Source organism: Pseudomonas avellanae BPIC 631 (genome assembly GCF_000444135.1).
Lineage (GTDB): Bacteria > Pseudomonadota > Gammaproteobacteria > Pseudomonadales > Pseudomonadaceae > Aquipseudomonas > Aquipseudomonas avellanae.
This window is the reverse complement of record NZ_ATDK01000435.1, coordinates 1-1,999: the sequence shown is the minus strand read 5'-3', so window position 1 is coordinate 1,999 and position 1,999 is coordinate 1. Positions and strand designations below refer to the sequence as shown.

The window sequence follows — 1,999 nt, the reverse complement described above, 5'->3', positions numbered from 1 at the left end:
GGGCGGTGGCTTCTCGATTCGACAAACTCAAGAGAAACTATGAAAGCGTCATAGCAATGGCCTGCGCTTTTCTGTGGCTACCAATGTGAAACGGGAACAGACCCTAAAGCAAATGTTGTATTAGGCTTGTCTTTAACCCTATGTTCCCACGCCTCTTTTGTAAGGCTTCGGTTCACGATGAAATCCTTCGCATCCATCGCGATTACAGAGGATCTATCAAGGCCCGAGCGTCTGGAGCGCAGACGATTGATTCGTTCGTTAATTGGTGTGTTCATTTTTTCTCCTCAGCTCCATTCGCCCATAGGTGGGCCGACCGTAACCGTTAAAATAGTCACCCTTTGCGCAATCTAGTGATTTAGTAAACAAAAGGTTTGCGCTGCCTACATGTCCCCGAAGCTCAGGTTCGCCGGGATTAGGATCATTCTGATAGTTATAAAGAAGGCGGTATCCGTCAGCTTCATCGTGAACCAACGCCGCAGTGATACTGTTGGAGCCTGATTGATGTGTCTTCAACCGCACTCTAATCTTGTCCCAAGTTTGACAAATATATACATCGGCTTGCCAAGAGCGAATCGGATTTCCTTCGGTGTTCAGTGTTGTTCCAGTGCACTGCCACTCTCCCGACAGATCAGGAACTTTTAGATATTTAACTGCCCAGCGCCATTTCCAAACTGTCTTATTGAATAGAGCGTACAGCAGGGCAAAAACTATACCTGCGCCAATTAGTGACAGGGCTGTCGGTGGAAGATTTACAGGCAGGTCATACTTTTTAGCCAGATCTTCAGCTGACAGCAGCAAAAAAACCGCAATGCCGGAAATCGCGCTTGCCAGTAGTGTCAAATACCGGCCAATCAGAGCTCGATTTACCCCGCCCAATAGGCTGTATTCATGATCGTGAATCATCAGACGCAACCTTCAATATACTTAATGTCCCGGAAGCCCATTAACCTGCAGAAGATGGGCAGCAGCAAAGCCGCCCAGAGCTTCCGATGAGACTTCGAAAATTACTGGGTATGACATACCGAGGAGCACGTCCGGCAACCGTTCGATTGCGGGTAGGTGTTGCGAGCCTGGCGAACAGCAGTCGCACAGGTGGTGTGGTAGCCAAGATCAAGGCGATTGTGAGCTGCCGGCAAATAGATGCACGTACTGGTATGCACCTCGTGGTCACCGTTGGTCTGTGCGTTGCGGTTGACGAAATACTGAGCCATTTTTACTTACCCCTTTTTTTGTTCGATTGGGCGAGTACCGAGGCCGCGAGGGTCTTGGTGGTGGCGTTGTACTTGTTGCTGTCGAGGACATGACTGGCTTTAGTCTCCATATTGGCACCGGTTTGCTTGCCGGTCGAAGCTTGAGCCATGGCCGACCCTGCCAATTCCTTCTGGATAGCCGAGGAGCTATCACTACGCAGAATTTTGGAGGCCAAGCTGGCCACGGGAGACGAAGTTTGTTTAGGATTTTTCGGCACGATTAGATGCTCCTGTAGCTATAAAAAATCGAGTAGGCAGGAGCAACCCTTGAGCGGAAAACCGAGCTGAATGGTTGACATCCAAAGTCGGTTTTTCTCTAATGCGCTTCCCACCAGTGTCCGCATTGGTTCAGGGATTGGCGGGTATGTGTGCTCGGCGTCCAAACTTTGCACGCATATCCGCTGTGTTCACTGAAACCTCAGCTACTCGCTAAAAACACAACATGTAGTGCTGTTGTCGAGTTGACCTACAAGATAATGGGGTCAAATTGACATTGCAAGGCAACAACCCTGTGGGTAACTTGTGCGCAAGTCAGTCGTTGGATCCATTTTGCTCCTGTATGTATGCCCAGCCCTTCTAAATCGCGGGGTACGACGTTTCGCTATTGAAATATTTTGAAACACACTCCTTTCGCATGCCCCGGTTCCCTCTAGGGTCTGTTCCCGTTTCGACGTAACCTATTGATCCCTATGAGAACAGGCCCGTATTGTTGGAGTTCTCACACAACACCAATACGAGCCTGCAATGCC

2 protein-coding genes and 1 pseudogene are annotated in these 1,999 nt (G+C 49.5%); 1 reads left to right on the top strand and 2 read right to left on the bottom strand.

Features of this window, described 5'->3' with window-relative positions; genetic code table 11:
* Window positions 1-89: pseudogene (locus tag DW49_RS1000000132505) on the top strand (IS5/IS1182 family transposase); the annotation flags it as partial.
* Window positions 90-258: 169 nt separating this feature from the next.
* Here the strand turns inward: DW49_RS1000000132505 and DW49_RS1000000130975 are convergent.
* Both DW49_RS1000000130975 and DW49_RS0123685 read right to left on the bottom strand, forming a co-directional pair.
* The gene (locus DW49_RS1000000130975; RefSeq protein ID WP_081591351.1) at window positions 259-903 is read right to left on the bottom strand and encodes a Cap15 family cyclic dinucleotide receptor domain-containing protein; all 645 of its coding nucleotides are present in this window, start codon (window positions 901-903) and stop codon (window positions 259-261) included.
* Window positions 904-1,213: 310 nt separating this feature from the next.
* Window positions 1,214-1,468 carry a hypothetical protein gene (locus DW49_RS0123685; protein ID WP_024421449.1) on the bottom strand — a complete coding sequence of 85 codons (255 nt, stop codon included), beginning with the start codon at window positions 1,466-1,468 and terminating at the stop codon, window positions 1,214-1,216.
* Window positions 1,469-1,999: the final 531 nt, after the last annotated feature.

Coding starts and splice junctions, on each gene's coding strand:
- DW49_RS1000000130975 (WP_081591351.1), bottom strand. CDS start 903: ATGATTCACGATCATGAATACAGCCTATTGGGCGGGGTAAATCGAGCT.